The sequence below is a fragment of the Methanohalophilus halophilus genome (genome assembly GCF_001889405.1).
Lineage (GTDB): Archaea > Halobacteriota > Methanosarcinia > Methanosarcinales > Methanosarcinaceae > Methanohalophilus > Methanohalophilus halophilus.
This window is the reverse complement of record NZ_CP017921.1, coordinates 1,114,801-1,138,941: the sequence shown is the minus strand read 5'-3', so window position 1 is coordinate 1,138,941 and position 24,141 is coordinate 1,114,801. Positions and strand designations below refer to the sequence as shown.

At 43.0% G+C, this 24,141-nt stretch carries 32 protein-coding genes and 1 tRNA gene; 18 read left to right on the top strand and 15 right to left on the bottom strand.

All coding sequences use genetic code 11. The features are described 5' to 3' along the window. Positions 1–7 precede the first annotated feature (7 nt). The 5 genes from fpoC to BHR79_RS05780 all read right to left on the bottom strand — a co-directional run bounded on the left by fpoC (position 8) and on the right by BHR79_RS05780 (position 2,634). Positions 8–484, bottom strand: a complete 477-nt coding sequence (gene fpoC / locus BHR79_RS05800; RefSeq protein WP_072562313.1) for a F420H2 dehydrogenase subunit FpoC — start codon at positions 482–484, stop codon at positions 8–10. 4 nt (positions 485–488) lie between these two features. After that, entirely contained in the window at positions 489–1,064 is a 576-nt protein-coding gene (gene fpoB, locus BHR79_RS05795) for a F(420)H(2) dehydrogenase subunit B (RefSeq protein WP_072561473.1), read from the bottom strand. Further along, positions 1,049–1,447 (bottom strand): F420H2 dehydrogenase subunit FpoA, encoded by a 399-nt coding sequence (gene fpoA, locus BHR79_RS05790; RefSeq protein ID WP_072561472.1) that lies wholly within the window; start codon positions 1,445–1,447, stop codon positions 1,049–1,051. The genes fpoB and fpoA overlap by 16 nt, the downstream gene beginning before the upstream one ends. A gap of 249 nt (positions 1,448–1,696) precedes the next feature. Beyond that, entirely contained in the window at positions 1,697–2,203 is a 507-nt protein-coding gene (locus BHR79_RS05785) for a hypothetical protein (RefSeq protein ID WP_072561471.1), read from the bottom strand. 11 nt (positions 2,204–2,214) lie between these two features. After that, complete coding sequence (locus BHR79_RS05780) at positions 2,215–2,634, bottom strand: DUF22 domain-containing protein (RefSeq protein WP_072360392.1); 420 nt, start codon at positions 2,632–2,634, stop codon at positions 2,215–2,217. A gap of 194 nt (positions 2,635–2,828) precedes the next feature. Here BHR79_RS05780 and BHR79_RS05775 point away from each other — a divergent pair, with 194 nt between their 5' ends. From BHR79_RS05775 to BHR79_RS05765, 3 genes are read left to right on the top strand one after another with little or no spacing between them, the layout of a single operon-like run. Further along, entirely contained in the window at positions 2,829–2,990 is a 162-nt protein-coding gene (locus BHR79_RS05775; protein WP_072561470.1) for a 4Fe-4S binding protein, read from the top strand. Continuing rightward, on the top strand, positions 2,987–4,267 hold the full coding sequence (locus BHR79_RS05770; RefSeq protein ID WP_072561469.1) for a phytoene desaturase family protein: 1,281 nt from the start codon (positions 2,987–2,989) through the stop codon (positions 4,265–4,267). The genes BHR79_RS05775 and BHR79_RS05770 overlap by 4 nt, the downstream gene beginning before the upstream one ends. A gap of 49 nt (positions 4,268–4,316) precedes the next feature. Continuing rightward, positions 4,317–5,393: a bactofilin family protein gene (locus BHR79_RS05765; RefSeq protein WP_072561468.1), complete on the top strand. Its 1,077-nt coding sequence runs from the start codon at positions 4,317–4,319 to the stop codon at positions 5,391–5,393. Here the strand turns inward: BHR79_RS05765 and BHR79_RS05760 are convergent. Continuing rightward, the gene (locus BHR79_RS05760; RefSeq protein WP_072561467.1) at positions 5,374–5,973 is read right to left on the bottom strand and encodes a Maf family nucleotide pyrophosphatase; all 600 of its coding nucleotides are present in this window, start codon (positions 5,971–5,973) and stop codon (positions 5,374–5,376) included. The genes BHR79_RS05765 and BHR79_RS05760 overlap by 20 nt on opposite strands. A 272-nt stretch (positions 5,974–6,245) precedes the next feature. On the opposite strand from BHR79_RS05760, the gene cofG reads away from it, so the two are divergent. From cofG to cofC, 3 genes are all read left to right on the top strand, one after another. Next, complete coding sequence (gene cofG, locus BHR79_RS05755; protein ID WP_072561466.1) at positions 6,246–7,229, top strand: 7,8-didemethyl-8-hydroxy-5-deazariboflavin synthase subunit CofG; 984 nt, start codon at positions 6,246–6,248, stop codon at positions 7,227–7,229. Positions 7,230–7,242: 13 nt separating this feature from the next. Then, positions 7,243–8,331 carry a 7,8-didemethyl-8-hydroxy-5-deazariboflavin synthase subunit CofH gene (gene cofH / locus BHR79_RS05750; protein WP_072561465.1) on the top strand — a complete coding sequence of 363 codons (1,089 nt, stop codon included), beginning with the start codon at positions 7,243–7,245 and terminating at the stop codon, positions 8,329–8,331. Positions 8,332–8,410: 79 nt separating this feature from the next. Next, positions 8,411–9,055 carry a 2-phospho-L-lactate guanylyltransferase gene (gene cofC / locus BHR79_RS05745; RefSeq protein WP_072561464.1) on the top strand — a complete coding sequence of 215 codons (645 nt, stop codon included), beginning with the start codon at positions 8,411–8,413 and terminating at the stop codon, positions 9,053–9,055. Here cofC and cutA read toward each other — a convergent pair. After that, complete coding sequence (gene cutA, locus BHR79_RS05740) at positions 9,033–9,344, bottom strand: divalent-cation tolerance protein CutA (RefSeq protein WP_072561463.1); 312 nt, start codon at positions 9,342–9,344, stop codon at positions 9,033–9,035. The genes cofC and cutA overlap by 23 nt on opposite strands. 148 nt (positions 9,345–9,492) lie before the next feature. Here cutA and BHR79_RS05735 point away from each other — a divergent pair, with 148 nt between their 5' ends. Beyond that, positions 9,493–9,666, top strand: a complete 174-nt coding sequence (locus BHR79_RS05735) for a 4Fe-4S binding protein (RefSeq protein WP_072561462.1) — start codon at positions 9,493–9,495, stop codon at positions 9,664–9,666. Then, positions 9,663–10,895 carry an NAD(P)/FAD-dependent oxidoreductase gene (locus BHR79_RS05730; RefSeq protein WP_072561461.1) on the top strand — a complete coding sequence of 411 codons (1,233 nt, stop codon included), beginning with the start codon at positions 9,663–9,665 and terminating at the stop codon, positions 10,893–10,895. Before BHR79_RS05735 ends, BHR79_RS05730 begins: the two co-directional genes overlap by 4 nt. Before the next feature lie 75 nt (positions 10,896–10,970). Here the strand turns inward: BHR79_RS05730 and trkA are convergent, their stop codons facing one another. From trkA to BHR79_RS05705, 5 genes are all read right to left on the bottom strand, one after another. Next, positions 10,971–12,305: a Trk system potassium transporter TrkA gene (gene trkA / locus BHR79_RS05725; protein WP_072561460.1), complete on the bottom strand. Its 1,335-nt coding sequence runs from the start codon at positions 12,303–12,305 to the stop codon at positions 10,971–10,973. A 101-nt stretch (positions 12,306–12,406) separates the two neighbouring features. Beyond that, complete coding sequence (gene dnaJ, locus BHR79_RS05720) at positions 12,407–13,606, bottom strand: molecular chaperone DnaJ (protein ID WP_072561459.1); 1,200 nt, start codon at positions 13,604–13,606, stop codon at positions 12,407–12,409. 69 nt (positions 13,607–13,675) lie between these two features. Continuing rightward, entirely contained in the window at positions 13,676–15,541 is a 1,866-nt protein-coding gene (dnaK, locus tag BHR79_RS05715; protein ID WP_072561458.1) for a molecular chaperone DnaK, read from the bottom strand. Positions 15,542–15,610: 69 nt separating this feature from the next. Next, entirely contained in the window at positions 15,611–16,153 is a 543-nt protein-coding gene (grpE, locus tag BHR79_RS05710) for a nucleotide exchange factor GrpE (protein WP_072561457.1), read from the bottom strand. 107 nt (positions 16,154–16,260) lie between these two features. Further along, positions 16,261–16,662, bottom strand: a complete 402-nt coding sequence (locus BHR79_RS05705) for a heat-shock protein (RefSeq protein WP_083433119.1) — start codon at positions 16,660–16,662, stop codon at positions 16,261–16,263. Positions 16,663–16,767: 105 nt separating this feature from the next. On the opposite strand from BHR79_RS05705, the gene BHR79_RS05700 reads away from it, so the two are divergent. The 6 genes from BHR79_RS05700 to BHR79_RS05675 all read left to right on the top strand — a co-directional run bounded on the left by BHR79_RS05700 (position 16,768) and on the right by BHR79_RS05675 (position 19,895). Beyond that, positions 16,768–17,691, top strand: coding sequence for an ATP-grasp domain-containing protein (locus tag BHR79_RS05700; RefSeq protein WP_072561456.1), 924 nt, complete (start codon positions 16,768–16,770; stop codon positions 17,689–17,691). Beyond that, the gene (locus tag BHR79_RS05695) at positions 17,688–18,650 is read left to right on the top strand and encodes a hydantoinase/oxoprolinase family protein (RefSeq protein ID WP_072561455.1); all 963 of its coding nucleotides are present in this window, start codon (positions 17,688–17,690) and stop codon (positions 18,648–18,650) included. The genes BHR79_RS05700 and BHR79_RS05695 overlap by 4 nt, the downstream gene beginning before the upstream one ends. Before the next feature lie 13 nt (positions 18,651–18,663). Further along, on the top strand, positions 18,664–19,293 hold the full coding sequence (locus tag BHR79_RS05690) for an amino acid kinase family protein (protein WP_072561454.1): 630 nt from the start codon (positions 18,664–18,666) through the stop codon (positions 19,291–19,293). 65 nt (positions 19,294–19,358) lie between these two features. Then, complete coding sequence (locus tag BHR79_RS05685; protein WP_013038060.1) at positions 19,359–19,523, top strand: HVO_2753 family zinc finger protein; 165 nt, start codon at positions 19,359–19,361, stop codon at positions 19,521–19,523. Between the two features lie 9 nt (positions 19,524–19,532). Beyond that, positions 19,533–19,802 carry an elongation factor 1-beta gene (locus BHR79_RS05680; protein WP_072561453.1) on the top strand — a complete coding sequence of 90 codons (270 nt, stop codon included), beginning with the start codon at positions 19,533–19,535 and terminating at the stop codon, positions 19,800–19,802. Between the two features lie 21 nt (positions 19,803–19,823). Continuing rightward, positions 19,824–19,895 (top strand) — tRNA-Ala (locus BHR79_RS05675). A gap of 18 nt (positions 19,896–19,913) precedes the next feature. Here BHR79_RS05675 and thiI read toward each other — a convergent pair. Then, positions 19,914–21,089, bottom strand: coding sequence for a tRNA uracil 4-sulfurtransferase ThiI (gene thiI / locus BHR79_RS05670; RefSeq protein ID WP_072561452.1), 1,176 nt, complete (start codon positions 21,087–21,089; stop codon positions 19,914–19,916). A gap of 361 nt (positions 21,090–21,450) precedes the next feature. Between thiI and BHR79_RS10645 the strand changes: the two genes are divergently transcribed. Then, positions 21,451–21,588: a hypothetical protein gene (locus BHR79_RS10645; protein WP_164999314.1), complete on the top strand. Its 138-nt coding sequence runs from the start codon at positions 21,451–21,453 to the stop codon at positions 21,586–21,588. 9 nt (positions 21,589–21,597) lie between these two features. Next, complete coding sequence (locus tag BHR79_RS10805) at positions 21,598–21,729, top strand: hypothetical protein (RefSeq protein WP_268766008.1); 132 nt, start codon at positions 21,598–21,600, stop codon at positions 21,727–21,729. Here the strand turns inward: BHR79_RS10805 and BHR79_RS05665 are convergent. Continuing rightward, on the bottom strand, positions 21,726–22,175 hold the full coding sequence (locus tag BHR79_RS05665) for a toprim domain-containing protein (protein ID WP_234970475.1): 450 nt from the start codon (positions 22,173–22,175) through the stop codon (positions 21,726–21,728). The two genes, BHR79_RS10805 and BHR79_RS05665, sit on opposite strands and share 4 nt — an antisense overlap. A gap of 103 nt (positions 22,176–22,278) precedes the next feature. Between BHR79_RS05665 and BHR79_RS10505 the strand changes: the two genes are divergently transcribed. Continuing rightward, a complete protein-coding gene (locus BHR79_RS10505) occupies positions 22,279–22,485 on the top strand; it encodes a hypothetical protein (RefSeq protein ID WP_143743594.1) in 207 nt (68 codons plus the stop codon). Beyond that, a complete protein-coding gene (gene ftsA, locus BHR79_RS05660) occupies positions 22,485–23,846 on the top strand; it encodes a coenzyme F390 synthetase (RefSeq protein WP_268766010.1) in 1,362 nt (453 codons plus the stop codon). The genes BHR79_RS10505 and ftsA overlap by 1 nt, the downstream gene beginning before the upstream one ends. Position 23,847: 1 nt before the next feature. Here the strand turns inward: ftsA and BHR79_RS05655 are convergent, their stop codons facing one another. Then, entirely contained in the window at positions 23,848–24,126 is a 279-nt protein-coding gene (locus BHR79_RS05655; RefSeq protein WP_072561450.1) for an acylphosphatase, read from the bottom strand. Between the last annotated feature and the right edge of the window lie 15 nt (positions 24,127–24,141).

Sequence of the window (24,141 nt, the reverse complement as noted above, 5' to 3'; positions counted from 1 at the left end):
TTATCACTCACACCAGGTTTTTAGCAGTATTTTGGGGGAAACCTTTGTAATCCTTACGCAGAGGCCATTCTCCCAGTAATTCGTCCGGAAGCACAAGGTTTCTCAGGTCCGGATGATTCGTATACTGTACACCGAATAACTCATAGGTTTCCCTTTCATACCAGTTGGCATTCCAGTAAACCGGCACAACAGATTCAATCTGTGGGTTATCCCTGGGAAGTTTAGCTTTCAATGTCAGTACTACCGGATGATCATAGGAACCTATGTGATATACGACATCAATTTCGTTTTTCTGAATCAAATCTACCGCTGTTTCAGAACTAAGGTGCCCAAACTGGAGTTCATCTTTTAGATACTGGCATACATCCACAATATTATCAGCATCAGCATATGCAGAAATACGTCTTTCAGACTCGATATTTGTATCTGAGATTGCTTCCGGGAACTTACTAGTCAGTGAATCAATAATCTTTTCCGCATCCATGATATCACCTGTCATATCCTGACCCCTTATCTTCCCTGGCTTCAATCTTTTTCTGGATTTCAAGGAAGCCCTGAATTAATGCTTCAGGCCTGGGAGGACACCCGGGGATGAAAACATCAACCGGGAATATCTCATCTATGTTCTGTACGGTACTGTAGGACTCGTAAAATGGACCGCCACTTATAGAACAGTCACCCATAGCGATTACCCATTTAGGAGAAGGCATCTGATCATATAATTTCTTGAGAGCGGGAAGATATTTCTTTGTAACATACCCACTGATTATCATAACATCTGCCTGTCTGGGGGAATTCCTGGGAATGATACCAAAACGATCGGTATCCATAGGAGACATACCTGTTACAATAATCTCCACACCACAGCATCCCATTGCCTGGGCCATAAACCATAGAGAGTTCTTACGACCCCAGTTTATGAAGTCCTGAGCTTTGGTTTTCTGGAGGAATTTATTTATTTCCTGAGAAGTGGTAGTTACCACACCGGGAATATTTTCTTCCTCTTCCACCTGTTCTTTAGCAACGGGCTGTTCATAGGATTTTTCTTTTAATTCTTCATCCATTTAAGGGCCCCCTTCTTCCATAAGAATGCATAACCGAACAGGAGAACAAAAATGAACACAAGCATTTCGACTACCGCTACCGTCGTATCTACTCCTGTATTACCTCTGTATATCATAGCCCACGGGTAAAGGAAGAGGACTTCGATATCAAACAATACGAATGCGATCGCATAGAGGTAATACTCCACATTGAACTGAATACGTGCCGGGCCGGTAGGAACCGATCCTGACTCATAAGTGGAATATTTCTCCGCACCCTTGCTCCTTGGACTGAGCAATTTAACGATCAACATCGTCATTGGAGGCATCAGTAGTGAGACGACAAGAAACACCGCAACCGGGATGTAACTATATACGATATTACTATCGACAATTCCTGACATATAACTCACCTGATTATGAATATCAAATAAATGTGAACCAATTGACTTTATGTAACGTCACTGCATTTGTATAATAAATGGTCCACTGGATTTTATTTTGAATCTTCTAATGAATCATCACATAAAAACATATTGGATTTATCACGCTTTATAATCAAAATTGAAATTTAAAAAAGGGCATTACACAAGACGTGAGAAAAACAAAATACAAATATGGCCGAAATTAAAAGATAGTTGGAGATGTATACATCAAAGAGTTTTTGGAGCGAAGTATTTCTTAATCAGCTCACCGCATTCAGAACAGGAAATAACGATCCAATCCCCTACTTCCTCTTTTGAATACCTGTCAAAGATAGAAGCTCCACAGGCAGGACAGACATAATATTTCTTAAAATAATAATGATAAAATGCCGGGTTGTCTTCCAGCCATTTTACAACAGCCTGCATTCTTTCAAAATATCGCTGCTTTGAAGGGACTTCCACTTTTTCAATTGCATCCGAAGCTTTTTCAGAAATATGTCTTTCATATTTTTTCGAACGGGATGTGATTTTCTTGTAATCAGAAATGTACTTCGAAGTACTGTTTAAATAACTAAAATATGTCTCATGGGACTGGGGCTTGGAGCAATTGCAAATTGTGCGGAGGAAAAATTCCCCCATCACATCTTCCATAACATCAGCACAGGTAGTGCAGATATTGTAATTACCATACTGTTTATAGTCCTGAGTCTCTCCACAGATCAAACAGGTTTCCATCCAAATACCCCTCAGTCAACTTCAGTAGGAGTCATTGCTTCCCTGGTAAACATTATCGGGAAAACATTCAAGACACCAAGCAGGTCGCCTTCCCTTATTTTTCCATTTGTCTGGCCGAAGACATATGCATACCTGACAGTGCGCTCTTTATCCACCGGACATGCCCCTTCAGTAGAAGCAATCTTGAGAACAGAAGCAACCGCATGATACGTGAAAGCGCACGGCATTGCAAGAGTATCGGGATCAAGGGTTATTTCCCTTACAGGAATCTTTTTGTATTCTCCTGCCCTGATTTCCAAATCGTTATCCGCAATCACCATTTCCCATCTTGCACGAGTTGCGATAGTAAATTCATAGGGCGCTGCCTTAACTTTTTTTGAAACAATTTCACCCTTTTTCCGGGATACTACCTGTATTATCTCTGCAGACATCCAATCACCATTTAAGAACATATGAACAAGGAGATATATAACTATCACCATTGATAATTAACAATGGCCTGCTTCCACCATTACTACCTTTAAAGTAACGAAAACTAAATATTAATAAATTGTGTATTCATCCCAATTCCAATTCATATCGTAATTCAAAACATAGTACACCTACCAGAATAGTGGAGAATCATATGCAAGTCAATGAAAAATGTGTTGGATGCGGACAATGTACCGCTTTCTGCAAACAGGACGCCATTTTAGTTAAAGGAAATGCATACATTACAGAAAAATGTACCAACTGTGGCGCATGTGCATTTTACTGCCCCCTTAAGGCTATTGAGGCTGGAAAATGAAAATCAATGTCATCGGAGCAGGTCTCGGGGGTCTTTTAAGCGCGGCTTCACTCGCAACCGAAGGGCATGAAATCGAGGTGTTTGAAAGGTTACCCATTACAGGTGGCCGATTCACGAACATCGAATATCACGGTTTTAGCCTGTCCACGGGAGCATTGCACATGATACCTCATGGTTCTACAGGCCCCCTGGGCAACCTGCTCAGGAAAATAGGTGCAGATGTGGCAATCGTACCCTGTAAGCCAATGGCCATTATCCGTATACCTGTAGATGGTTCAAATAATTACAAATCAGGATTTAAAGATATATCTTTCAATCAGTATGGCTCACAATTCTCCATGTGGAACAGGCTCAAGCTTTCAATCCTTTTAGTTACCACCAGAAGGTGGCCTCCTAAAAATATTTCTTTTGAAAACTGGATTTGTAAATACCTGAATGAAGATAGTGCACACAAAACCGCCAACTCATTCTGTGGCTGGGCACTGAGCCTTACAAACAGAGATGTACCTGCAGAGGAAGCTTTTGAAATATTTGAGAATCTCTACCGCTATGGAGGAACAGGCATCCCAATAGGTGGATGCAAAGGGGTTACGGATGCTCTTGTGGAAATAATTCGTTCAAATGGCGGAAAAATTCATAAAAATACAGAAGTGAGTCAGGTAATTGTGGAAGACAATACGGCCCGGGGAGTAATAACAGATGGAATAAAAAATTACTCTGATATTGTAATAAGCAATATTGGACACCCTTTTACAAGAGACCTTTATGACTCAGGTGCCATAGATAATGCTTATGAAGAAAAAATAGACAATGCCAAACCTTCTGCGGGAATTAAGATATGCCTGGCCGCAGAAGAGCCTTTGATTGGCCATAACGGGATTCTTCTGACACCTTACTGTCGCCGGGTCAATGGAATCAATGAAGTGACCAACACAGACCCCAACCTTGCACCGGCGGGGAAACATCTGGTAATGGCACATCAAAGTGTCCAGCAGGAAAAAATCGATAAAATTGAGGAGGAGATCGAAATTGGCCTGAAGGATCTAAAGGAAGTCTTCCCCAATAAAAAATATGAAGTAATTCTCACCCAGTCATATTATGACGGCTGGCCTGTAAACAGGGCATCTTCCGGCTCAGATATAGGTAATACCACGCCTATTAACAATCTTTACGTGGTTGGTGACGGAGCAAAGGGAAAGGGAGGTATCGAAGTTGAAGGTGTCGCCCTGGGTGTTATGAATACGCTGGATATTATAAAGCAACAAAATGTGGATTGACAGTGTTCCTTAAATAACTCTTCAGCCAATCATTAAGAGGGGGTATACTATGCAAATCAGAAGTTTCACTATCCTATTACTGGTATGTGTACTGTTAAGCATCCAACCTGCTTTGGCCTTCACCTCATATGATGTTGAAGAGGATATGGAAATCTTACAACAGATAGATGATGATGTTTATGCTGCAGGAGGTGCCCTGCAGATTAACAGTGATATAAACGGTGACCTCGTAGTTACCGGCGGCAACATTACCGTCAATGGCGACATTTCCGGAGACCTGATAGCTGCGGGCGGTACAATAGCAATAAGAGGAAACATAGCCGATGATGTCAGGATAGCAGCCGGGAAACTGACCATATCAGGAAGTATCGGAGATGATGTCATTGCGGGTTGCAGCCAAATCATCCTGGAAGAAAATGCAACAATTGGAGGAGACCTGGTAGCAGGCACTGATAAGGCATATCTCTACGGGGATCTTGCGGGCAATGTTTCAGGAAACTTCGGGACTATAATACTTGGCGGGAATGTCGCAGGAGAAATGGATATTGACGCAGATAATATACAAACCCTTCCTGATGCCACTTTTCAAGGGGAAAGAATCATCTCTACAGATACATACCCGGGACAAACAGAATCCGATGAAAATGGATACGGATTCATAGATATTGTATTCTGGTTATTGCGTTACATAATGTTACTGTTGACCGGCTGGATAATTCTCTACCTGGCAACAAATAGCATTGAAGACATGACCTTTCAACTCACGGATAAACCGATTCACAAGACCCTGGCCGGCCTTTTATCACTGCTGGGAATTCTCATGGGGTCCATTTTACTTGCAGTAACAATGATCGGAATTCCCCCGGCACTGATTTTATTCCTGATACTGGTGTTTTTGCTTTACTGTGCAAGGGTAATAGCCGGCTTATGGCTGGGAAAAAAACTATTCGGATGGTTGGACAGGACTACTACACGATGGCAGGAGATGGCAGTTGGCATATTCATACTACTGCTACTGGGAAGCATCCCATACATCGGCTGGATAGTCTATATGGTTGCCACTCTCCTATCAACCGGTGCAATCTATTATCTATTAAAGGAAAAGGTCAGGAATCGGCCTGCATGAGTTCAAATACATCTACACCAATATTTTTAAGCATCTGAGAAAGCCTGAAAAGGGGAAGACCAACCACATTAAAGAAATCCCCTTCCACTTTCTCCACAAGCACAGCACCAAATCCCTGTATTGCAAAGGCCCCTGCTTTGCCCATGGGTTCACCGGTTTTCAAATAAGCTGTAATTTCTTTCCGGGAGATATTCGCCATCCTAACCTGAGTGGAAACTATGTCAGTATTCTCAATCCCTTTTCCCGAATCAATAACTACAATTCCGGTTAAAACTGCCACAGCCCTCCTATTTATCATCTCCAGCATCGACATGGCATCTTCTTTACATGCAGGTTTGCCGAGAAGTTTGCCATCACATAATACAACCGTGTCAGCTGCGATTATCACAGAATCCGGATATTTTGCCGCAACATCACGGCCTTTTCCCAGAGCGTGCTGAAGGGCCTGGGATGCAGAGTCCAACCCCTCAATCATGATCTCATTGTAAACAGAGGGGATTATCTCAAAGTTATCTCCAATAAGCTGCTTAAGCAATTCCCTTCGCCGGGGAGAGGAAGAAGCCAGAATTATCCTGCGCATTGCCAGACCTCAATGCTGCTTATAAATAAACCGTCTCTTTGCATAGCCTTTGTAGCCACAGACTATGTAAATGCAGTCCACCTTCACAAAGTCTTCACAAGAGCGACACTAAGAGTACAGTACATTCTTCCCGCCCACACGGGGACAATTTTCAATCCGTGCTTCAATCAATTATTTGGACCTCCTGAAAAGAAATGTACATCCCATGATATAAACCCATATTTATGTTGCATTAATCTTATGTAGGATATATATCATTTCATTCTCCATTCATGCCAGAGTATGCCACATTCGCACGTAATGTATTCATTCCTGTCACAAACATCTGCAGGAACAACTGCCATTACTGTACCTTCCGTCGTGAGCCATCCCATCCCGATGCACATTTGATGGATGAGAAGGAGATAGGTGATATTCTAAGCCATGGAAAAAAGGCGGGTTGTACTGAAGCCCTGTTCGTGTTCGGAGAGTATGCCGAGGAAGTGCCCGAATACATGGAGTGGCTGGGACAAAGAGGCTATTCTTCAACTGTGGATTATGTCTACAAATTGTGTGAAATGGCGATTGGAAAAGGACTGTTGCCCCATACAAATGCCGGAATACTGACCTATGAAGAGATGGAGGTCCTTAAACCTGTAAACGCAAGTATGGGCCTTATGCTCGAAACAACTGCACGATTACCTGCCCATGAACTATCGCCGGGTAAAGAACCCGAAATTCGCCTTGCCATGATAGAAGATGCAGGCAAATTACATATCCCATTCACAACAGGCATCCTTGTAGGTATCGGCGAAACCCGCAAAAATCGTATTGATTCCCTTGAAACCATTGCAGAGTTACAATTCAAATATGGCCATATCCAGGAAGTAATTATCCAGAATTTCATGCCCAAACCTGGCACCAGGATGGAAAGGACCAGGCCACCTTCAAAAGAAGAGATGCTCGATACCGTACAACTGGCAAGAAGCATCCTGCCTGCAGATGTAGAAGTGCAGGTAGCCCCAAACCTGATTGATCCTTACCTGCTGATAAAAGCCGGTGCCAAAGATTTGGGAGGAATATCTCCCACAACGATTGACTGGATAAATCCCGAAGCTGAATGGCCGGATGTTGAAAAATTGAAAACTATGGCAAGAGATATCCCATTAAAGGAAAGATTACCAATCTACCCGCAATACATAAGAAGTGGATGGTATAGTAAGCAACTTGATGGATTGATAAATTCCCTTGCAAATTCCGAAGGATATCGAAAATAACAGAAGGATTTATATGAAAACCACGATACCTGATGATATTATACAGCAAACATATGAGGGAAAAGTCACAAAAAAAAATGCCCTCAAATTGCTGGAAGTTCCCCCTTTGCAACTATTTTCCTTTGCCGACAGATTACGCAAGCAAGCCGTCGGCGATGATGTGACATATGTTGTCAACAGAAATATCAATTTCACAGACCGATGCATAGGCAACTGTGGTTTCTGTGCTTTCAAGCATCAGGAAAGTTATCTTCTGGAAAAATCGGATATACTCGAAAAAACAAAAGATGCCGTTGATTTGGGAGCCACCGAAGTCTGTATCCAGGGCGGGTTACTTGAAGATGCAAACCTGGAATTTTACCAGAATATTCTCAGTTCCATCAAAGCCAATTTTCCCGATATAAATATTCACGCCTATTCCCCGATGGAAATTTTCCACCTTGCAAAGAAAAACGGGCTTTCTATCGAATCTACAATTGAAAGGCTCAAAAGCAGTGGCCTTGAAACTATGCCCGGTACCGCCGCAGAAATCCTTTCAGACAGGGTGCGGGAAATAATCTGTCCCGGAAAATTGAATACCCGCCAGTGGGAAAATGTAATCACTACAGCTCACAGGCTTGGAATTGCCACTACTGCGACCATGATGTACGGGCACGTGGAGACAAAGGAAGAAAGGATAGATCACATACTGAAAATAAGGGAGATCCAGCAAAAAACCGGCGGTTTTACCGAATTTGTTCTTTTGCCTTTCATGCCCTACAATAACCCTATCGGCAAAAAGATGATCAGTGAAGGCAAATATGCCACTGGAGGCATCGAAGATTTGCAATTCTATGCTCTTTCACGCATCCTGCTGCATACACACATACCCAATATCCAGGCCAGCTGGGTAAAATTGGGGAAAAAACTTGCCCAGGTAGCCCTCACCTGCGGGGCCAACGACCTCGGCGGCACATTGATGGAAGAGAAGATTTCCAGCTCTGCCGGTGCAAAAAACGGGGAAAACATGGAAGTTGCAGAGATCGAGTGGCTGATAAAAACGGCAGGACGCCAGCCTGTGCAAAGGAATACACTCTATGAACCTGTGGTGACAGGGCAATGATTTTCACTGAGATGCAATGGATAATCAAAGGTATCAGGTGCAGGCCCGTCAAACGTGATACACAGTAAAGGGAATATAAATGAGAGCAGTAATACCCTACAAAAAAGAAAATGCCAAATCCAGGCTTTCAACTGTTATGACAAAGGAGCAGAGGGAGATCTTTGTCGAAAAAATGCTTCTGGATGTTGTTGCAACCTTAAGAAAAGGCGGAATCCGGAATATAGATATAATCACCACCAACGCCTGTGACGTGAAAAAGGAAGTAAAAGCAAATATAATTGAGGATGACACAGACCTCAACGATTGCTTGAATAAATATCTCTCTCAAAAGGAAGAGCCGATACTGATAATTATGGCGGACCTGCCCCTTGTGAAGTTCAGTCATATAAAAGATATAGTATCCAGTAAACCGGATGTGACAATCGTCCCGGGTAAGGGAGGCGGCACAAATATATTGTTCATCCGCAAACCTGAGAATTTCAGGGTCAAATACTATGGTTCAAGTTTTGAGAATCATTGTATGATTGCCGCACAACAAAATCTCTCAATTGGAGTATATGATTCATTCCTTGCAAGTACGGATATTGATGAACCACAAGATATCACAGAACTCCTATTACACGGACAGGGGATTGCAAAGGATTATGCCGAAAAAAGATTCGGAAAAAAAGAAGGTAAAGGAAGGGTGAAAATAAGCCCCTTTAATGAGATACCGATGTCCTGATCCATTCCAAAAATTCAGAATCGCCTTCAATATCCCATGAAACAATTGCAGGTAACTCATAACTGTGTATGCTGCGCACAAGTTCCCGCACAGGTTCAAAATTGTTCTTGGTAGTTTTGGCAAAAAGAACGACTTCATCATCCTCGTTTACTTCTCCCTTCCACATAAAAACTGACCTGATAGGATACATATTCACACAGGCTACAAGACCCCGGGAAACCAACTCGGATGCTATATTGTGTGCCTCAACTGTACCTGAAGCTGTGATATAAACAATAATAAATTTCATAATAAATGGTAGCATGCAATAATTTATAAATCTCCTGCATATATGATACTGGAAAAGGTAAAATGTAATAATTTTAAACCCTTACTGACAAAACATATATCTTTACATGTGTTATTAGGGTCAATTCATATCTTATTTCGGTGATTGGATGAGTATTAACATAAATAGGTACAAGTGCGGATACTGTGGTGCATGTGTGGGTGTATGCCCCAGCGGAGCCCTAGAGCTTGTAGAAACATGGGTGGAAGCTAATGATTGCTGCACAAGTTGTGGCCTCTGTGCTAAAATATGCCCCGTAGGGGCTATTGAGGTGAATAGATGAAAAAAATTTATGACTTAATAGTCGTAGGTGGTGGACCCGGGGGAGCAATCGCCGCAAAAAATGCTGCAGAACTCGGACTTGATGTACTCCTTATCGAAAAAAGACAGGAAATAGGAGACCCTGTGCGCTGTGCAGAGGGAGTTTCTAAAATCTGCCTCAGTGACCACATTGAACCTGATCCACGATGGATATGCGCAGATCTTACAGGCTCCCGCATATATTCCCCGGACGGCACAATGGTTGAAATGAGTGAAGAAATGTCCGGAGGGGAAGTAGGTTATGTCCTTGAGAGAAAAGTTTTCGACCGTGCCCTTGTGGACCAATGTGCCAGGGCAGGTGCAGAAGTTAGAGTCAAGACCCGGGCAACCGGGCTTATAATGGAAAATGGTGTTGTATGCGGAATTTATGCAATGCACCTGGGCGAGGAGTACGAAATACGCTCAAAGATCGTGATAGGCGCTGACGGTATGGAATCAAAGGTAGGCAGATGGGCAGGAATTGACACCTCCCTGAAACCAACTGATATGGAAACCTGCGTACAGTATCTTGTTACTAATATTGATATTGATCCACAATTCTGTGATTTTTATCTCGGAAACGAAATTGCACCAGCAGGCTACCTCTGGGTATTCCCGAAGGGTGAAAATATGGCAAACATAGGTGTTGGCATCCTGGGAAGTAAATCAGGTGACCACCGAGCCATTGACTATCTTAACAAATTTATGAAAGATATTTACCCCGATGGGAGGGTCATCGAAATGGTCTACGGAGGAGTTCCCGTTAGTGGCCCCATCGAGAAAACAGTTAGTGATGGCTTAATCCTTGTGGGTGATGCTGCACGCCAGTCTGATCCAATTACAGGAGGAGGTATTATCAATGCAATGGAAGCTGGAAAAATTGCTGCAGAAGTCGCTGCCGATGCCATCAAAAGAGGGGATTACACCACAGATACCCTGAACGAATATGAAACTCTCTGGAGATCCACCATCGGAAAGGAAATCGAATATAGCCTGGTAGTAAAAGAGACATTTGTCAAATTTACAGACAAGGACCTCAATCACCTTGCACAATCCCTGTCCAATGTTAATTTTTATAGCCTCAGTCTCAGGGACTTGCTTTATGCCCTATTCAAAGCAAATAAGAAATTATTATGGGACCTGCGAGGACTTTTCAAAGATGTTGTTAACAACAACTTTGAGTTCAAATATAAAAAGAATCAGTTTGACTGATTATTTTATTTTTTCCAGAATGCAGGAGTTTCTACTTATCGATCCCTAGGGCCATGGACATCCAGAAATGTAACCTTACTTGAACAGTTTTTCTACGGCCTGATGTGCCGTGGGCAGGGAAAATACAAGCAAATGATCTCCCTCCCTTATCCTGTAGTTACCCCGGGGGATAATAGTTACTCCTCCGTGTACTACCATACTTACGAGGGAATCATCCGGGAAATTCACATCTTTTAGAAGTTTTCCTGTCACTCTTGATTTGCGAGATACGGTGTATTCGATTATTTCTGCCTTTTCGCCTTCAATGGTCGTCAGGGCTTCGATTCCCGTTCCCATAGTAAGTTTGAGTACTTCATTAACCGTGGCTTCCCTTGGACTTACAGCACGGTCCACACCTACCATTTCGAAAAGTGGTACATAATCAAAGTGATCAGCTCTGACAATTACCTTCTTTGCCCCCAGCTGTTTGGCCATCAGCGAACACAATAAATTCTTTTCATCACTGTCCGTAACAGAGATTACTACATCCATCTCACCGACACCTTCTTCCTTTAGAAGATTCAGATCGGAACCGTCCCCGCGCAAAACAAGTGCCTTTTGAAGATTATCGGCTACCATTTCAGATCTCTGGCGACCTCTTTCAATAATCTTTACGTTCAGACGGGTATTTTCAAGCAGCTTTGCCAGATAAAATCCGACTACGCCCCCGCCAATTATCATCACGCGGCTGCGTGACTTATTGATCTCACCAAAAAAGGAAGAAATATCTTTCATTGCATCTGCTTTACCAATAATTACGATGTGGTCGCCAGCCTGAATTATATCTTCACCATGAGGAATGATAAGTTGCGAACCCCTGAAAAGAGCGCTTACGATACAGCAATCGAGCAAATCTATGTCCCGAAGATGTTTGCCTGCAATATTGCTATTGTCCTTAACAACAAACTCCATCATTTTTACTTTTCCATCTGCAAAGGATTCAGAATCAATAGCAGAAGGAATTGATAAGATGTCAGCAACTTCAGATGCAAGAGCAAGTTCAGGACACACCATTACATCAATACCAACCTGTGTACGTTTGGCTACCGGCCTATCTATATAATCAGGATTACTGACCCTTGCCATGGTCTTGAAGTTCTTATTGGACTGTTTTATCAATTTAGCAGCCATACATGAAACTATGTTTACTTCGTCATCACCGGTTACAGCCACAAGAAGATCTGCACCGATCAAAACTTTTTCAAGAATTGCAGCATTTGCTCCGTTGCCCCGGATGACCTGAACATCGAATTCATCGACCCTCAGGCAAGCATCTTCGTCTTCATCAATGATAACAAGATCATTTTCCAGGTACAGTGATTTAGCTATATGATAACCAACTTCACCTGCACCTATGACAATGATTTTCATAAAGGCACCTCTATCCAATTAACATACAATAATAAACTGGATTGAGCGATAATATATGCTATTATTGTTAAAGCTTACTGAAAAAAGTAAAAAAAGAAAAATCAGGCAGGAGAATCGCCCGGCGAGTCATCAGGGGAGATTACGGATTCAAAAGCATTTTTGAATTTATCAAAAACTCCACCTTTACCTGAACCGGCGGATCCTCCACCCAGACTGTCAAATTCCTTGAGGAGCTTTTTCTGTTCCTCATTGAGCTTTGTAGGGGTCTTTACGATAACTTTTACAAGCTGGTCCCCCTGCCCATGCCCATGCAGATGGGGCATCCCCTTGCCTTTCAGACGCAATACTGAATGGGTCTGGGTGCCGGGTTTTATATTCATCTTTACATCCCCGTAAAGAGTGGGAACCTGTATGCTGTCACCCAGAGCAGCCTGTGCAAATGAGATGGGAATTTCACATACGATATCGTCACCCATTCTTTCAAAGCGTTCATGAGGCTTAACATGAAGTACAATATAAAGATCTCCCGGAGGGGCACCTGGACTTCCGGCTTCTCCTTCTCCAGCCATTTTCAAACGCAGACCGGTTTCCACACCTTTGGGAATCGTTACCTCAATGGTCTTTGTCTTTCTGACTTTACCGGTACCATTACAGGTTTCACAGGGCGATTCAATTATCTGTCCCTTACCGTGGCATTTGTCACAGGTGGTGGCTGTCATAAAATTACCAAGGGGAGTACGACGGGCATGGGTTACCTGCCCACTACCACCGCAGTTAGAACAGTTGACTGGTTCTGTACCGGGTTTGGCCCCTGTCCCACCACAGGTATCACAATTATGTGACCTTGGAACATCGATGTTAACCTTGTCTCCGAATGCAGCCTGTTTGAGGGTAATATCCATGTCATATCTCAGGTCAGAACCTCTGCGAGGGGCGCGTTGGGTCCGGCCTGCGCCACCAAAGCCTCCAAAGCCTCCGCCAAAACCACCGAAGCCTCCACCAAAAATATGTTCCAGGATGTCTTCAAAACCACCGAAATCAGCTGAACGGAAGATATCTTCCTCAGAATACTGGTTATCGATTCCTGCGTGTCCAAAGCGATCATATTGAGCTCTCTTCCCCTCATCGGAAAGGACAGCATAGGCCTCGGATATCTCCTTGAACTTTTCCTCAGCATCAGGCTCCTTATTCTTGTCCGGATGATGTTTCATTGCAAGCTTGCGATAAGCTTTTTTGATCTCGCTAGCTGATGCATCCTTGGAAACACCCAGTATTTCGTAATAATCTCGCTTGGTAGACATAGAAAACCCGTGAATCTTTTGTAATTAATTAAATAAAAATTGCAGGGGAATTCCCTGCACTGGTTTAGATTATTTGTCGTTGTCTACTTCTTCAAAGTCAGCATCGACAACATCTTCATCTGATCCACCTTCAGCATCAGATGTAGAAGCACCTTCTCCGCCTGCTGCTTGTCCGGATGCCTCAGCCTCTTCCTGTGCCTTCTGGTAAAGAAGGGCAGAGATTTCATACATTGCTTCCTGCAGAGCCTCGGTTTTACTCTTGATTGCTTCAATGTCACTGCCTTCAAGAGCAGTGTTAAGATCTGAAATCGCAGATTCTACCTTGGATTTCTGCTCGTCCGAAGCAATGTCTCCTGCCTCCTTGAGAGCCTTCTCAGCAGAACTTACCAGGGTTTCCGCATTATTCCTTGCCTCAACCTCTTCTTTCTTTGCCTTATCCTCTTCAGCATGTGCCTCTGCATCCTTGACCATCTGGTCGATCTCCTCATCAGAAAGACCCCCTGGCTTCTCGATAGTTATAGACTGCTCTTTGCCGGTTCCCTTATCTTTTGCAGAAACATTGAGGATACCATTGGCATCTATATCGAAGGTTACTTCAATCTGTGGCATTCCTCGCGGTGCAGGTGGTATGCCGTCAAGGATAAAACGTCCGAGGGTCTTATTGGCAGAAGCAACGCCTCTTTCACCCTGCAATACGTGAATTTCCACAGAACTCTGGTTATCTGCAGCTGTCGAGAATACCTGACTCTTACGTGTAGGAATTGTGGTATTTCTCTCAATCAAGGGTGTTGCGACACCACCCATTGTTTCGATACCAAGGGTCAGAGGAGTGACATCCAGCAGCAATACATCTTCAACTTCTCCTCCCATTACACCGGCCTGTATGGCAGCACCTACAGCAACCGCTTCATCAGGATTGATATTCTTGTACGGATCCTTACCGATGTATTCCTTCACAGTCCTGACGACTGCAGGCATCCTGGTAGAACCACCGATAAGTAGCACCTTTTCGATATCTGAAGTTTTAAGGTTTGCGTCGCTGAGAGCTTTTTTCATGGATTGCAGGGTCTTGTCAATAAGGTCCTCTGTCATCTTTTCGAACTGTGCCCTCGTAATATCTATGTCGACATGTTTTGGCTGGCCATTTGAATCAGCTGTAATGAAAGGAAGGTTGATATTTGTGGTACCGACACCGGATAGTTCAATCTTGGCCTTCTCCGCAGCATCCTTGAATCTCTGCATTGCTGCCTTGTCACCGGATAAATCGATACCTTCTTCCTTTTTGAATTCGCTTATGATGTGGTTGACAATCCTGTCATCGAAGTCATCTCCTCCAAGATGGGTATCACCACTTGTGGAAAGTACTTCAAAAACCCCATCTCCCAATTCAAGGATGGACACATCAAAAGTACCGCCTCCAAGATCGTAAACAAGAATCTTGTGGTCACCGGTTTCCTTATCCAGTCCATATGCCAGAGAAGCTGCTGTGGGCTCATTTATAATCCTCTTAACTTCAAGCCCTGCGATCTTACCGGCATCCTTTGTAGCCTGTCTCTGGGAGTCGTTGAAATAAGCAGGAACTGTGATTACAGTATCAGTAATTGTTTCACCAAGGTAACTTTCTGCATCTTCCTTGAGTTTGCGCAGTATCATTGCAGAAATTTCCTGTGGCGTATATTCCTTGCCGTTGAGAGTTACCTGATAGTCCCCTTCTCCAATATGACGTTTGATTGAGCTTACCGTATTATTCGGATTTGCTACCATCTGTCTTTTGGCTACCTGACCCACAAGTTTTTCTCCCTTCTTTGAGAATCCCACTACAGAGGGAGTCGTCCTGCTGCCTTCTGCATTCGGTAATACAGTTGGTTCGCCGCCTTCAATCACTGCCATGCAGGAATTTGTAGTTCCCAGATCAATTCCAAGTATTTTACCCATATAGATTACCTCTTTGTAATATTATCAGATTTATAGTTGATATTTCTTATCGATTCATTTCAATGCACTTTACTTCTCCTCTTTGTCAGAAGAAGTGTTTTTGGAAACCGTCACCATAGCGGGCCGGATTATCCTGGAATTTAACTTATATCCAGGTTTACAAACATCAATGATAGTATTGTCAGGATGATCCGCATGTTCAACGTGCATCATGGCTTCATGCTTGGATGGGTCAAATTCCGCACCTTCACATTCAATCCTTTTGAGACCTTCTTTTTTCAGGATCGATACAAATTGCTTGAACACCATTTCTACCCCTTCGACCACCGAATTCACATCATCAGTATTGTGAGCGGACTCAATAGCCCTCTCGAAGTTATCATAGACATCAAGCAATTCCACCATTAGGTTTTCCACCGCAAAATTGCGGAATTCTTCCTGCTCCTTGCGGGTACGTTTGCGGAAGTTATCAAATTCTGCTCTCTTACGCAAAAGGTCTTCCTTCAGGGATGCAATTTCCGCATCCTTTTCCTGAACCAGCTGTTCCAGCTCTTCAGGAGAATTTCCCGCGTCTGAGGAGTTATTATCTTCTTGTTTATCTTTACCTACCATCACTGACATCTCCGCCTGTATATTGAGCGGTCCAACTTATAATAGAAATTGCAAGGAATTGGATTGTATGATGTTCTATAAATAGTTTGCGGGCTGCAAGCATCTAATCAGGAATACTGGTTCTGAATCCTGTAAGAAAAGAACTTGACAACCAACATACTAACAATCATACAAATCGCCAGTGCTGAAACTAGCCTATTCCATCCTATGGAAAAAAGACCATCATTAAAAGCAAAACTCAGTCCTCCCAGAAAAGAGATGATTGAAAAGGTACTTACCGAGGAAACAAGTGCTGCACCAGCAATTGATCCCAATTCGTCGGCTCCTCTCTTTTCAAAGAAAACAGAGCCAAGAATGAATATGACGGCGAATACCAAAAGTATAATGGCATAAGGTACGGGGTTTGAACCGGTGGTTACTATTTGCATTATACCCATGGCCATACCCACCATGAAAATTGCCATTGCAAAAGATATTAACAGTGCCTGAATAAAAGGATTTTCTGACATTTCCAAATCCATCCCTCTCTGCAAAAAAGAGGTCCTGATAGTATATATTTATTGTCTCATTGATATAAACCCAAAGCATATATTAAATAAAACATTTCTCGGAATATGAACATCCTGATTTGCGAATATGCCACAAGTACGGGGATGGGAGGTACCTTCCTGCTTGAGGGCAAAGCCATGCTAAAAAGTCTTGCAGAAAGCTTTGCGGCAGGCCATCATGAGATCAAATATACGACATCTGCAACCGAAATTCAGGTAGGCAAACCCGTATATTGTAACGAAGGAAACATAAAGAAGGTTTTACAGGCCGAGGCAAAAAAATGTGATTGCGCATTGGTAATTGCCCCCGATGACCTGCTTGCGGGGCTTGTGGAAGAAATAGAAGAACACACCTCAAATATGGGATCATCCCCGGCAGTCATCCGGAAATGTGCGGATAAATTCAAGTGCGGAAAAATCCTTGAAAACAATGGAATACCTGCACCTCAACTTGTTGAAACGGTGGAAGATCTCAAAAAAGATACCAATTATGTGGTCAAGCCCCGTTATGGATGTGCTGCGGAAAACACGACCATTACATCCAATCCTTCAATATCCCATGACATGGTCGTAACCGAATATGTGGAAGGAAAACACCTGAGTGTGAGTCTTGTCTGTGCCGATGCGCCTCTTCCCCTGACAATCAATCGCCAGTACATAGAAATTACAGGAAGAGGAGATAAAACCGCCATCAATTACAAGGGGGGGATAACCCCCTATGAGACACCCGACAGGGAATTGATTATCGATACTGCAAAAAGGGCAGCCCAGGCACTTGGATGCAGGGGATACACAGGTGTTGATATTGTGATGGGTGACAGGCCCTATGTAATAGACATAAATCCCAGGCCAACCACTTCACTTGTGGGCATCTGCAAAATAATCAAACCCCAAATAGGAGAATTGTTGATTGATGCCCTAGGAGATAACTTACCCCCAACAGTACATATTACCGGCAATTATGAATTCCGAAAGGAGGATCTTTTATGAAAAAACTCGGGATAGATATCGGAGGGGCAAACACAAAAATAGCCTCCCCAGGCGGCGCTGTCTGTGAACTTTACTATGTACCCCTCTGGAAAGAAACAAAACTTCCAACGGTTCTGAAAAATATCTCTGAAAACCACAATCCATCTCATGTGGGCGTTGTGATGACCGGAGAACTTGCCGATTGTTACGAAGACAAAACGGAAGGGGTTATTGGCATTATGGATATTGTAAGAGACAATTTTGACTGTGAGATTGATTTTCTAGACCAGGAAGGCAATTTTATAAAACATACACAAAATCCAGCCTCCCTCGCCGCAGCAAACTGGATGGCTTCTGCAAGTTTTATTGCCAGGAAAATGAAAGATTGCCTTTTTGTGGATATGGGAAGTACTACAAGTGATTTAATCCCTGTCAAAAACGGGAAAGTAGTTGCACACAATACCGATACACAACGTCTTGCAAACAGCGAATTACTATATCAGGGGGTCCTGAGGACAAATATAGCGGCCCTGCTGGATAGTGTGACGATAAAGCCAGGGAATTGCCGAGTCGCCTCTGAATTCTTTGCCACAAGCGCGGATGCTTACCTCCTCCTGTCAGATATCGATGAAGGTGCATACACATGTGAAACTGCTGATGGGCACGGGAAATCAGAAAAAGAGGCTGCCAGGAGACTTGCAAGGGTTGTCTGCGCAGACCTGAATGAAATTGACATGGTAGATGTCAGAAATATAGCAGTGGCTGTTAAGGATAGACAGAAAGAAAGGCTCTCAGAAGCAATATCAGAACTTTGCCACAAACACGACATAAATACCGTCCTGGCAGCAGGGCTTGGTGAATTTTTGATCAAAAACGTATGTGAAGAACTGGGTGTTGAATGCATTTCACTGGCAGAGGAATGGAGCCCGGATATATCAAAAGTATTCCCCGCCTATGCAGTAGCAAATCTGCTGGAATAAAACTGACAAAAACATGAAAGAAAAAGTTGTACTAAAGCTGGGCGGGAGTCTGATAAAACGGGGACCGGAAATACTGCTGTCACTAAAAAATTGGGCAAAGGATAGAAAAGTACAGTTGCTCGTGGTTCCCGGTGGAGGACCCTTTGCAGATCGAATAAGGGACATGGAAAAGACAGCAGGTTTTGATGATGATACCTCTCACTGGTTGGCAATCCTGTCTATGGAACAATATGGTATATACCTCAGGGAAAAGACGAAAATTGAAACAACTGCTACCCTCATACCTTTTGAAGGGGTACGAATTCTGCTACCTTACAGGCTTCTTACAGATAGGGACGACCTGCCTCATTCATGGAAGGTCACATCCGACACTATCGGTGCGAAATTTGCCCAAATGACAGGAGCAGAATATATTAAAATAACAGATGTTGACGGAATCCTGCAACAGGGAAAATTGTTACGGGAAATTACCGCTTCTGACATCATAAAAATGGAACAGAGTTGTGTGGATACCTATCTTCCATACTACCTCATACAACATGAAATGAATTGCACTATTGTAAATGGCAACTATTTTTCCAGAATAACAGAGACTATAATGGGAAACAGAGACACAAGTACCTACATCAGGGGGAAATTTTAAATTATATACGGATTATGTACTCAATCCGTCATACTTATAGTAAAATCACAATAAGGAGAAATACAATGGAGAAGGTCAATTACTGTACCTCCTGCGGTGTACACCTTTCGGACAAGGGTTTTGCACGTTTTGCATGCCCCGAATGTGACACCGAACTTGGAAGATGCATAAAATGCAGACAGCAGAGTAACAATTACGTCTGTCCTAAATGTGGATTCATGGGTCCATGAGGTGTAAATATGGGAGATGTTGCAGCTACTATTAAAATAATGCCCGATGGCGTAGAAAGAGATCTTGAAGAGATCAAAGCAAAGATCGCAGATGTTTTACCTGAAGGTTCAGAACTCTTCGGAACTGTCGAAGAGCCTATTGCATTTGGCCTCAAGGCCATTAAAGCTACAGTTCTTGTAGGCGACCTGGAAGGCGGAACCGAGCCTGTTGAGGAAGCCATAGCAACTATCGAAGGCGTCGAGAGCGTACAGGTAGAAGAAGTAGGAAGACCTGTCTGAAGGTCTTCACAGTCTTTTTTTGGGCTTGTAGATCAGGGGAAGATCGTTACGTTCGCAACGTAAAGGCCGCGGGTTCGAATCCCGCCAGGTCCATCCCTTCAAGCCTTATTTTCACTCAAACTCATACAATACCTTGGCATTTGCCAGGGAATCGGCAATAAGACCATCAATATCCAGTTTTGCTTCCTCTTTAACTACCGCATCATACATGGCCTTTACCTCCGGACGTTCAGGAACAGCTCCACACTCTGCAGAACTGAGAATGGATATATCAAAAGTACCTATTTTTTTGGCCATATCAATAATCTCAGTCTTATCAAAACTTATCAGGGGATGGTATATCGGAAATCCCAGACCATAAATTTCAGCATGCAGGTTGTAAGTTGTCTGGGAAGCCACCTGTCCCAGGGATGATCCGGTAATAATGCCTGATGCTTTTTCTTTTTCCATAACTTCAAAAGCAATCCTGTACATCGTCCTCTTGCACAATATACAGGTATTTTTGAGAGAGCAGTTGTCCCGAATTGCCTGCAAATTTTTTCCATTGGGAACTTCATACATTTTCATGGGGTTGCCGGCAGACCACTCGTTAAGCACTTTCACACATTTGATGGCTTTCTGGCGGGTTGCCTCATCGGAAAAGGGTTCATTGTTGCAGAATACAGGAATGACTTTAACACCCCTTCTCATCAGCAACCAGGCAGCAACCGGGGAATCGATTCCTCCCGATACCAGAACCACCATTTTCCCCTGAGTACCCACCGGCAGACCACCCACACCTTTGGAAATACCCGTAAACACATAAGCGGCGTTTTGCCTCATTTCCACAAAGATCTCTTTATCAGGGTTATCAAGATTCACCGAAGGATTCCTTCCCAGTGACTCAAGTATCTCATAAACCGCATCTCCACAAATTCTTCCTAAATCCGCAGATGTAAAAGAGTGATTCCCCGAGCGACGTGGACGGATTGCAAATGATTCGGATTCTGCGATGAAGTCACCAGCGATTGCAGCACATTCTTCTGCGGCTGACTTCAAATTTGGATCGACTTTACGGGCAAAAGAGGTAGAGACTACCCCGAAAACATTCGAACACACCTCTGCGGCTGCCGGTTCATCTGATTCAACAAAAATACGCCCCCTGTCCCTGATAACTTTATTATATGAAACTGCCTCCTGTTCAAGCATTGCTTTAAGATTATTGACCAGTGTACGTTCGAAAAAATTACGCACACCCGGACTTTTGAGGGACAGTTCACCGTATCTTATAATGACTATATTGTTCATGGAAAGAAATATTCACATATGTTAATTAAACCTATTCCACAAAATATAACAATACATATTTAATAAGGAAAATGCAAAAACGGCTGATGCTAAGAAAGGTTCGCAGACACGGCAACCAGTAAACTGGGATTCGCCGGATTTGTAGCAAGCATCCTGCTTTTTTGATATTCATTCCTGCGAAATACCCGAAAGACCAAACATACATCGAAAAAACAGTTGAAGAAAAACAAGTTGAATTGTTCCATTACATTTAAATACAAAAAAAATCCTATAAGTACAAACAGGGTTTACTAAAAAAGTGGGGTACAAATGATTTACTTTTAGTATTAATCCTTTTTCAAAAATGTATGGGGAGATAAATATGACAAGACTAAAAAGATGTCCGGAATGTCATTCCGAAATGGAAGTCAACGAAAATGGAATAGAATACTGCAATGTGTGCGATTACTGGACAGTAGAGGGAACAGCGCGCCTTGATTCCATAACTATGCTTGCGTGAGGAGGTAGTATGATGCAAGCAGCCTCCTGTAAGACATGCACTCAATGCAGGGAAAAGTTAAACGTAATGAAGATGAAATCCAATGTCCTTTACTACTGCCGCAAGTGTGGCAGGACAACTTCCCGGGAGTTACTTCACTAATACTGTTGTAAAACAGTATCTTTCATTTTTTTCATGTGTCTGTCAAGACTTTCTACATCTTTTATCTCTTTTTGGACAAGGGACACAAATCTATTTCTGATAGAAGTATCCACATCGACATCCATATATTCCAGATCTGTAGAAATCTTCTCTGCAAGCATATTTCCCCTTCTGTCCCAATCAGTCAGAATAATAACACAGCGATCCATTTCCCGCAGTTTTTCGGATAGATCAAGCAGGGGAATATGAGTTACTTTTTTAATAATACCATGTATGCCGAGACTACGCAATGAAGAAACATCCCTTTTTCCTTCAACCAGGATAATGTCACCTTCATCAGAACACTTGATGAGCTCTTTTCGCAATTCTTCAAGCAGTTCATATCTTCTCTTAATTTCATACATCGAAGAGGGAGTCAGGGAACTATTGTTCAAAAAAGAAGACATCAATAGCCATATAAAGGGAGAACTTATAAAAATAACCCTTCTGTTAAGGTCGAAAGTAATATATACAAATCTTTTCAAAATATAATAAGAAGGAGGGGGTTTCTTGAGCTGTATATTTTGTGGAAAAGAGTGTATGGATTACGACATAGAGGGCGGATCCGAAAAAGATGCAGAACCGGGAAAAATAATAGGGAAAGTCCATATATGTATGGACTGTATCGAAGAATTGCGAGACGTACTGGGAGTCACCTCTCTTGAGAGGGAAGTTTCTTCCGTAGAATATGAGATAGTTGAAGAAACTTTCCGCTAATAAATAAGGAGGATGATTGTATACCTTATTTTAACCCTGAAATGGAAAACCTCGGAAGAGAAGAACTGGATAACCTTGTTGATGAAAGGATAAAATATACTGTCAAATATGCAGCAGAAAATTCACCATTTTACAGGAAATGGTTCAGGGAAAATAATGTCACACCCGCCGATATCTCCACCCATGAGGATTTGTTGGAATTACCAATTGTTACAGGTGATATCATAAGAAACAACCAGCCTCCTGAAACACCGGATTTTCGTTTCAAGAGTGTAGACTGGAAAGATGTTTATACCGTGCATGAGACCAGTGGCACCAGCGGGGTACCCAAATCATTTTTCCTTACATGGGAGGACTGGCAGAGGTACGCCCAGAAATATGGCAGGAGTTTTGTATCACAGAATTTTAATGAAGATGACAGGGTAATCATGTGCGCTTCCTATGGAATGAACGTGGGAGCAAACACGATGACCCTTGCCGCCCGGGATATTGGCATGGCAATCATACCTGAAGGAAAATGCACTTTCCCTCCCCGAATACTTGAAAGTTACCAGCCCACAGGGATAGTTGCAAGTGTGTTCAAACTGCTACGCCTTGCAAAAAGACTCAGGAAACAGGGGATAGAACCCTCCGAGACCTCAATTAACAAAATGGTGGTCGGCGGAGAAAGTTTTGCAGAAGAATCCAGGACATATCTTGAAGAGGTATGGGACTGCCCGGTTTACAACACTTATGGAAGCACCGAAGGCACCATGTGCGGTGAGTGTAAAATGAAAAACGGATTGCATGTACCCGAAGATATTGTGCACCTGGATGTCTATGACCCACACAAAAAGACCTTTGTAAAAGATGGTGAATGTGGCAGAATCGTATTAACGACATTACTTGCACCGGGTGAAAAATGTGGTAGCCTGCTGTTAAATTACGATACTGAAGACACAACCGTAGTTATGTCCAGGGACAAATGTGAATGTGGAAGGACACACATGCGAATACTAAACCCTGAAAGGGAAGCCGAGACATACTGGGCGGAAGGAACACCCTTCAACCGCGTGGACGTCGAAAAAGGAGTATTCCAGAGAGATAACATGGAATACCTGACCGGTGAATATGAGGCATTCCTTTACGGTGAAACAGGAAACACCACTTTACGGGTAAGCCTTGAGTGTGAAGAACCTGAAAAATGTGACCGCGAAAAGGTCCAGGAGAACTTCCTTAAAAGTTTCCTGCAATACAAACCTGGCCTGCAGGATGCCTATAATGAAGAGGGCTTTGAGATATTATTCAATTTCCTTCCTGAAGGGGAGATGGAGTTCTATAAAGTAAAGGGGCGCCCAAAAAGAGTAGTGGACAGGAGATGAATTATCTCCTGATACTGAAATCTTTAAATTCGCCTGTTGGTGGCTCCCAAACTATTTCGACATCTCTGACCCTGGATGCAGGAGGGCCCTCTTTGAGAGCATTTAACAGGGCATCTATTTTTCCCTTGCTACCTTCGACAACAGCTTTAACCCTGCCGTCCGAGAGGTTTACCACATAACCGTTAAGTCCGATGTCGGATGCTTTCTGCATGGTAAAGGAGCGAAAGAAAACACCCTGCACAACACCGGATACATGTATTATTGCACGTTCCATATCCATAAATGGATTTTCGAT